Annotated in this window: 7 protein-coding genes; all 7 read right to left on the reverse strand. The window is 72.6% G+C overall.

The window, feature by feature from the left end; genetic code table 11:
- On the reverse strand, nucleotides 1–242 hold a 242-nt coding region (locus VFH10_RS17850), incomplete at its 3' end, for an FxsA family protein (protein WP_325131022.1).
- The gene (locus VFH10_RS17855) at nucleotides 239–1,006 is read right to left on the reverse strand and encodes a polyprenol monophosphomannose synthase (protein WP_325131034.1); all 768 of its coding nucleotides are present in this window, start codon (nucleotides 1,004–1,006) and stop codon (nucleotides 239–241) included. The genes VFH10_RS17850 and VFH10_RS17855, both read right to left, overlap by 4 nt.
- 26 nt (nucleotides 1,007–1,032) lie before the next feature.
- Complete coding sequence (gene lnt, locus VFH10_RS17860) at nucleotides 1,033–2,625, reverse strand: apolipoprotein N-acyltransferase (protein ID WP_325131024.1); 1,593 nt, start codon at nucleotides 2,623–2,625, stop codon at nucleotides 1,033–1,035.
- 526 nt (nucleotides 2,626–3,151) lie between these two features.
- Entirely contained in the window at nucleotides 3,152–3,544 is a 393-nt protein-coding gene (locus tag VFH10_RS17865; RefSeq protein WP_325131026.1) for a hotdog domain-containing protein, read from the reverse strand.
- Complete coding sequence (locus VFH10_RS17870; RefSeq protein ID WP_325131028.1) at nucleotides 3,541–4,317, reverse strand: OAM dimerization domain-containing protein; 777 nt, start codon at nucleotides 4,315–4,317, stop codon at nucleotides 3,541–3,543. Before VFH10_RS17870 ends, VFH10_RS17865 begins: the two co-directional genes overlap by 4 nt.
- Complete coding sequence (locus VFH10_RS17875; RefSeq protein WP_325131030.1) at nucleotides 4,314–5,894, reverse strand: lysine 5,6-aminomutase subunit alpha; 1,581 nt, start codon at nucleotides 5,892–5,894, stop codon at nucleotides 4,314–4,316. Before VFH10_RS17875 ends, VFH10_RS17870 begins: the two co-directional genes overlap by 4 nt.
- Nucleotides 5,894–7,498 (reverse strand): amidohydrolase (locus VFH10_RS17880; protein WP_325131032.1); only part of this gene is annotated, 1,605 nt, incomplete at its 5' end. The genes VFH10_RS17880 and VFH10_RS17875, both read right to left, overlap by 1 nt.

The raw sequence follows: 7,498 nt of genomic DNA on the forward strand, positions 1-7,498 counted from the left end.
GCCCCGTCGGCCAGCTCCCGGGCCGGCATCCGGTGCTCGGCGAGCGCCTGCTGCAGTGCCCGCCAGGCGCGGCCGCCCTCTCGTTTCACCAGGTAGCTGCCGGCGAACCCGGCCGCGATCAGCAGCAGGATCGTCCACCACGGACCGATCGCCTGGCCGACCTGGATGAGCAGGTAGATCTCGATGACGGGCACGACCACGAAGGCGAGCGCCAGCACCCACCAAGGGATCAGCTTCTTCATGAGGTCCTCCGGTCCCGCGCCTGGCCGTTCGCCGAGGCGCGGGTCACCTTCGAGAGTACGTCGCGGACCTGGCGGGTCCGCTGCGTGAAGCCCCACGCGGTGATCCGCCGCAGCGACTCGGTGGCGACCCGGCGGTCCATCTTGGACTCGCCGCGGACCCGCTCGACGAACTCGATCGGGACCTCCACGATCCGCAGCCCCGCCCGCGACGTGCGCCAGGCCAGGTCGGTCTGGAAGCAGTAGCCGGAGGACTCGACGGTGCCGAGGTCGATCGCCTCGAGCGTGGTGCGCCGGAATAGCCGGTAGCCGGCCGTCACGTCGCGCACCGGGATGCCGAGCGCCAGCCGGGCGTAGACGTTGCCGCCCACCGAGAGCGCCTTGCGGGCCAGCGGCCAGTTCACGACCGAGCCGCCGGGGATCCAGCGCGAGCCGATCACCAGGTCGGCGTCGGCGAGCGCGTCCAGCAACCGGTGCAGCTGCTCCGGCTGGTGGGAGCCGTCGGCGTCCATCTCCCCGATCACGTCGTACCCGGCAGCGAGGGCGACGGAGAAGCCGTGCCGGTACGCCGCGCCGAGGCCCGCCTTCGCCGTGCGGTGCACGACGCTCACCTGCGGGTCGTCGACCGCCAGCTTGTCCGCGACGTCGCCGGTGCCGTCGGGCGACCCGTCGTCGACGACCAGCACGTCGACGGTTGGCTCGGCGGTGCGCAGCCGCCCGACGATCCAGGGCAGGTTCTCCGCTTCGTTGTACGTCGGGACGACCATCACGACCCGGCCCAGGTCAGACGGGTTCACGCGCGGTCCCCGCTGAAGCGCGAGCGAAGCGAGCGGTTCCGTGGGGTGAGCTCATGGTTCCTCTCGGGCGCGACCGGGCGGGGCGATCGCCGACCATAGCCGAGGCGGAGCCCGGCCAGGACCGCAATCACCGAGATCGCGACCAGACCGAGCTCGAGCCAGCGGCCCAGCCAGATCGCCGGCAACGTGACGCCGCGCAGCTGCACCGCCTGCTCCAGCACGACGGTCTCGCGCTCGGGCGCCCGCTGGACGACCGAACCGTCCGGGGCGATCACGCCCGAGATGCCGTTGGTGGAGGCCACCACGACGTACCGTCCGGCCTCGACGGCGCGCACCCGCGACATGGCGAACTGCTGCTCGATCTGGCCGGTGCCGGTGTAGGTCGCGTTGTTGGTCGGCACCACGACCAGGTCCGCGCCGCCGTCGACGAGGTCGCGGAACATCTGGTCGTAGGCGACCTCGAAGCACATCACCACGCCCGCCGTCGCGGGCCCGACGCGCAGCACACCGGGGCGGTCGCCGCGGATCATGTCGGAGGGGATCTGGTCCAGCGCCGAGATGTACGGCGCGAACAGCGCGCGCAGGGGGACGTACTCCCCGAACGGCACGGGCCGCCGCTTGTCGTACGACGCACCCGGCTCACCCTGCGGGGACCACACCACCGCCCGGTTGAACCAGCCGTCCTGGGCCCGGTCCCCGACCGCCGTGCCCATCAACAGCGGGGCGCCGACCGTGCGGGCGGCGTCCGCGACGTCGGCACGGACCGTGGCATCGGCGAACGGGTCGATGTCGGAGGAGTTCTCCGGCCAGATGACGAGGTCCGGCTGGGTCGCCTCCCCGGCGGCCACCCGGTCGGCCAGGTCGAGCGTCGCCCGCACGTGGTTGTCGAGCACCGCCCGGCGCTCGGAGAACGCGTCGAGCCCCACGCCGGGCACATCCCCCTGCACCACGGCGACCGTCACCACCGCCGGATCCTCGGTGGGGCCGGGCGCCCCGGGCAGCGGCGCCACGGCGCCCGCCACGGTGACCAGGGCGACGGCCGCCAAGACCGCGAGGCCGCGCACCGGTCGGCCCCTGCCGTCGCGGACCAGCCAGGCCAGCGTGCTGCCGAGGAGGGCCACCAGGAAGGTCATCCCGGCGACCCCGACGTACGCGACGGTGGGCAGGGCGGGGGTGTCGACGACCGCGAACCCGAGACGTCCCCACGGGAACCCCCCGAAGGGCACGGTGCCGCGCAGCGCCTCGACGGCCACCCACACCGCGGCCACCCAGACCGGCCAGGCCCGCAGCCGGACCACCACCGCGGTCGCCCACCCGCCGACCCCGTAGAACAACGCCTCGAGAGCGGCCAGGGCCGGCCAGGCGGCGGGGTGGATGACCTGAAGCCACGGCAGCAGCAGACCCATGAACGCGAGCCCGAACGACGTACCGACGAGGAAGCCGCGACCAGGCCGGGTCCCGGCGACGGCGAGCGTGCCGCCGGCGACGGCGACAGGCAGCAGGTAGGCGACGCCGAACGGCTCGAAGGCCAGCGCCGCGACCAGGCCCGAGGCGACGGCGAGCAGCAGTCGCGCGGGCAGGCTGGTCACCCGTCAAACCTACCGGCGGGGCCCGGCAGCGGGTCTGTCGACTCGAGTGGGGGCGCGAAAAGAGCCCGAGACCCTTCGGACCGACCGCGCTCTCGCTGGCTGCGAAAGACGGGGCCGTTGTCTACTGGGCGCCGGGCTCTCTTCGTGTACCACCCCGCTGCCGTGCCGCCGATTTCCGGGGACCGCGGCGCCCTGGGTTCGTGGTACCCGACCCGGGTCGCGGCCACCTGGACGTCAGCTCACGGCCTCGGCCTGCTTGGTGGACGTCCGGAAGATTGCAGAATCGGGAGGGACCCTGTCAACCGGCGGCTGACCTGCGCGAAGAGGAGAAACCGCAGGTCAGTGCGGGGTACGGGTCGCCGGCAATTCACCGGACATTTTGCTCGGGCGCGGCGTGTCGTGGTGCGACACGCCGGGGGGTTTTGGGGGCGTGGGGCGGGGCCCAATTCACTGGGGACCCAGTGAATTGCCCGCTCCCCGGTGTGAACTCACCACGGGAACCGGGAGATCGCCACGGGGAGTGCGGTCAGCGCGACGGTACGACGACGACGCCCGTCGCGGTGGTCGCCACCACCGGCTCCGCCAGCATCTCCGCGGCGGACTCCGAGACGTCCGGCCTGCCCCGGCCCACCACGACCGCGCGCAGCTCGAGGGTGCGCGAGCGGCGGCCCACCTTCACGACCGTCGCGCTGATCTCCAGGACGTCCCCGGCGCGCACCGGCGCCCGGAACTGCACGTCGGAGTAGGACGCGAACAGCCCCTCGTCGCCGTCGGTGCGGATGCACACCTCCGTGGCCACGTCGCCGAACAGCCCCATCGAGTACGCCCCGTCGACGAGGTTGCCGGCGTAGTGGGCGTGCGAGTACGGCACGTAGCGACGGTGCGTGACGGTGAGCCCGAGCCTCGGGTCGTCGGTCATGACGCCTTCCTCCCGGTGCCGGAGCCGCCGGTGACCCGGCGGGTGACGAGCTGCTCGACCATGTACGACGCGACCTCCGCCGGCGTCGTGCCCCGGGCGAACACCCGGTCCACACCGAGCTCGGCGGCCATCGACTCGTCGAAGCGCGGACCACCGACGATCAGCAGCGGCTGCTTGTCGCGCGGGTAGGACTCGCGGAAGGCGGCCGACATCTCCTTGGTGTTGAGGATGTGCGCGTCGCGCTGGGTGACCACTTGCGAGACCAGGATCGCGTCGGCCTTCTCGGCCCGGGCCCGCTCCACGAGCTGCGGCACCGAGACCTGGGCGCCCAGGTTCACGACCTTGAGCTCGCGGTAGTACTCCAGGCCCTTCTCCCCCGCGAACCCCTTGATGTTCAGGATCGCGTCGATGCCGACCGTGTGCGCGTCGGTGCCGATGCATCCGCCCACCACCACGAGCCGGCGACGCAGGCCCTTGCGGATGGCCAGGTTGACCTCCTTCGGCGTCAGCAGTGGGTAGTCGCGCTCGACGACCTGCACCTTGCCGGTGTCGACGAGGTGGTTGACCCGCCCGTAGACGACGAAGAACGTGTAGTCGGGACCCATCGCCTTGGCGTGCACGACCATGGCCGGGTCCATGCCCATCTTGTTGGCCAGCTGGGCGGCGGCGCCCTCGGCGACCTTGGAGTGCGCCATCGGCAGCGTGAACGAGAGCTGCACCATGCCGTCCCCGGTGGTGTCGCCGTACGGCCGCAGGATGTGTGACTCGGTCACTTCGCCTCCAGGATCTCGCTCGCAGGGTTGTAGTAGCCGGGCGCCTTCTTGGCGACGCCGTCGAGCCCGCGGCCGGCGTCGGCGGGGCGCCGCATCAGGCCGAAGGTGCCGTCGGCGATCGCGTCCAGCAGCCCGGTCCTCGACTCGTGCGCCAGGATCTTCTCGAGCAGCTCGATCGACTCCCCCAGCACCTGCCGCGCCCGCTGCGCGATGAAGCCGTCGGGCGTGGGCCGGAAGTCCTCGTGCAGGTTGCCGGCGGCGTTCATCACGTAACGGACGTTCTGCAGGGCCAGGTCGCGGTCGGAGAGCCACGGCGTCACGACCGCCTCGGTCATCATCCCGACCAGCAGGATGCCCTGGCCGGTGAGCGCGCCGACCAGGTTGAAGAACGCGTCGAGCATGTAGCCGCGGAACACGTCGCCGGTCATGTGCCGGGTCGGCGGCATCCACTTCAAGGGCGCGTTCGGGAACAGCTCGCGGGCCAACAAGGCGTGCGCGAGCTCCATCCGGAAGCTGTCGGGCAGGTCGGGGTTGATCTCGAACGCGTGTCCGAGCCCGAGCTGCCAGTCCTCGAGCCCGGCCTCCTTGGCGAAGTACTCGTTCAGCAGCTGGCTGACCGTGACCGTGTGGGCCGCCTCGACCGCGTCGGCGGTGGTGAGGTAGTTGTCCTCGCCGGTGTTGATGACGATGCCGGCGCGGGCGTGCACCTGACGGCTGAACCGCTGGTCGACGAAGGTGCGGATCGGGTTGATGTCGCGGAAGAGGATCCCGTACATCGAGTCGTTGAGCATCATGTCGAGCCGCTCGAGCCCGGCAAGGGCCGCGATCTCCGGCATGCACAGCCCCGAGGCGTAGTTGGTGAGCCGGACGTAGCGGCCGAGCTCCTTGCTCGACTCGTCGAGCGCCGCCCGCATCAGCCGGAAGTTCTCCTGGGTGGCATAGGTGCCGGCGAAGCCCTCGCGGGTCGGCCCCTCCGGCACGTAGTCGAGCAGCGACTGGCCGGTCGAGCGGATCACCGCGATCACGTCGGCGCCCTCGCGGGCCGCCTGCTGCGCCTGCGGCATGTCCTCGTAGATGTCGCCGGTGGCGACGATCAGGTAGATCCACGGCTTGTGGTCCGGGTCGCCCCAGCGCTTCACCAGCCGGTCGCGCTCGCGGCGCCGGGCGTCGACCCGGCGTACGCCGGCGCCCACCTGCTTGCGTGCCGCGCTCCGCGCCCGGGTCAGGTCGCGACCCTCGGGCAGCCGGAACCGCACCGAGCCGGCGGATGCCTTCTGCGCGAGCACCGCGAGATCGTCGGCCTCGCCGCGGACCAGGGCGTCCCAGACCGGCAGCGCGATGCCGTGCTCGATGCCGACGTCGCCACGGACGGCGTCGAGGAGCCGGTTGACCCACGGGATGCCGTCGGCGTCGGCTCCCTGCAGTCCGGCCAGCCTCAGCGTGGCCCGCTCCACCGAGACGGTGGTGTGCTTCTTGGCCAGGTCGACGATCGGTCGACCCGCCTGCCGGGCCAGGTTGCGGGCCTTGCGGACGGTCACCGGGTCCAGGTCGAGCTTGCCCCTGGGCTTCGTTGCCACTACGTCAGCGCTCCTTCGCGTTCGTGGGCGACCTCGCCGTGCACCAGCGTGAGCACGCAGATGGGTAGGTCGACGTCTGGGTGGAGGTCGGGCAGATGGGGTACGCCGGCGCGCGGGTCGGTCGACCAGGCGGCGATCCGGGCGTCCGGGGTCTGCACGACGAGGTCGCCGGACACGTCCCAGACCGCGATGCTGGCCGGTGCGCCGAGGGCGATCACGCCGCCCTCGTCACGGCCCGCCGCGCGCCAGCCGCCGCGGGTGTGCGCGTTGAAGGCCGCCCGCACGGTGACCCGCTCGCTCTCGGTCCGGTGCCAGGCGGCGGCCCGGACCGCGGCCCAGGGGCCGAACGGCGTGACCGGGCTGTCGGAGCCGAACGCCAGCGCGACGCCGGCCCGGTTGAGTGAAGCGAACGCGTTCATGCTCGCGGCCCGGTCGACGCCGAGGCGCTGCGCGTACATCCCGTCGGCGCCGCCCCAGAAGGCGTCGAAGACCGGCTGCTGGCTGGCCGTGACGCCCAGCCGTCCGAGCGTCTCCATCTGCTCGGGGGCGACCATCTCGAGGTGCTCCAGGCGGTGCCGGCCGCGCACGATCGCCGGCTCCCCGACGGCTTCCGCGGCGGCGACGAAGCCGGCCACCACGGCGTCGGCGGCCCGGTCGCCGATCACGTGGAACCCGGCCTGCAGACGTGCGTCGGTGCAGGCCAGCACGTGCTCGGTCACCTGCTCGGCCTCGACGTAGAGGTGGCCGGCGTGCGGGTGGTCGGCGTACGGCGCGCGGAGGGCGGACGTCCACGACCCGATCGAGCCGTCCATGCACAGGTCGCCGGCGAGGCCGACGCAGCCGAGCTCGCGGGCCCTATCGACGGCCCCGAGCTCGCCCCAATAGCCGACCACCTCCGGCAGCCCGCCGGACGCGGTCAGCTGCGCGGCGACGAGCAGGTCCTCGGGCGGGCAGATGTGCGGCGCGCCGAGCTCGTGGACCATCCCGATGCCCTGGCTCGCGGCGATCCGCAGAGCGCGCAGGATCGCGTCCTCGCGGGCCGAGGGCGGCAGCAGCCGGAACAGCCCCTCGCGGGCGACGTGGTGGGCGTCGCGCTCGACCCGCCCCGACGCGTCGTACCCCTCGGCGTGCACCACGTCGGGACAGGCGTCGAGGAAGGCGGTGGAGACGACGGCGGAGTGCTCGTCGACCCGGGCGAGGTACGCCGGCCGGCCGCCGGTGGCACGGTCGACCTCCTCACGGGTGAACGCCCGCTGCTCCGGCCAGGCGGTGTCGTCCCAGCCGTAGCCGAGGACGATCGCGTCGGTGGCGGTGTGTGCGAACGCGGTGAGCGCGTCCAGCGCCTCGTGCAGGGTGGTCGGAGCGGCGAGGTCGACGCCGGCGGCCGCGAACCCGCTCTGCGCCAGGTGGGCGTGCGCGTCCACGAACGCGGGCGTGACCAGCCGGCCGCCCAGCTCGACGATCCGGTCGGCGCCGTCCTCGAAGTGGGCCGAGGCGTCGTCGTCACCCGTCCACACGATCGCACCGTCCTCGATGCACAGCGCGGTCGCGTGCGGGTCGGCCGGGGTGTGCACGTATCCGCCGCGCAGGAGAGTCCTCATGAC

The sequence above is a fragment of the Nocardioides sp. genome, assembly GCF_035697785.1.
Taxonomy (GTDB): domain Bacteria; phylum Actinomycetota; class Actinomycetes; order Propionibacteriales; family Nocardioidaceae; genus Nocardioides_B.

Excerpts from the sequence above, each read along its gene's own strand:
- VFH10_RS17855 (WP_325131034.1), bottom strand. The coding sequence starts at position 1,006 with ATGGTCGTCCCGACGTACAACGAAGCGGAGAACCTGCCCTGGATCGTC.
- VFH10_RS17865 (WP_325131026.1), bottom strand. The coding sequence starts at position 3,544 with ATGACCGACGACCCGAGGCTCGGGCTCACCGTCACGCACCGTCGCTAC.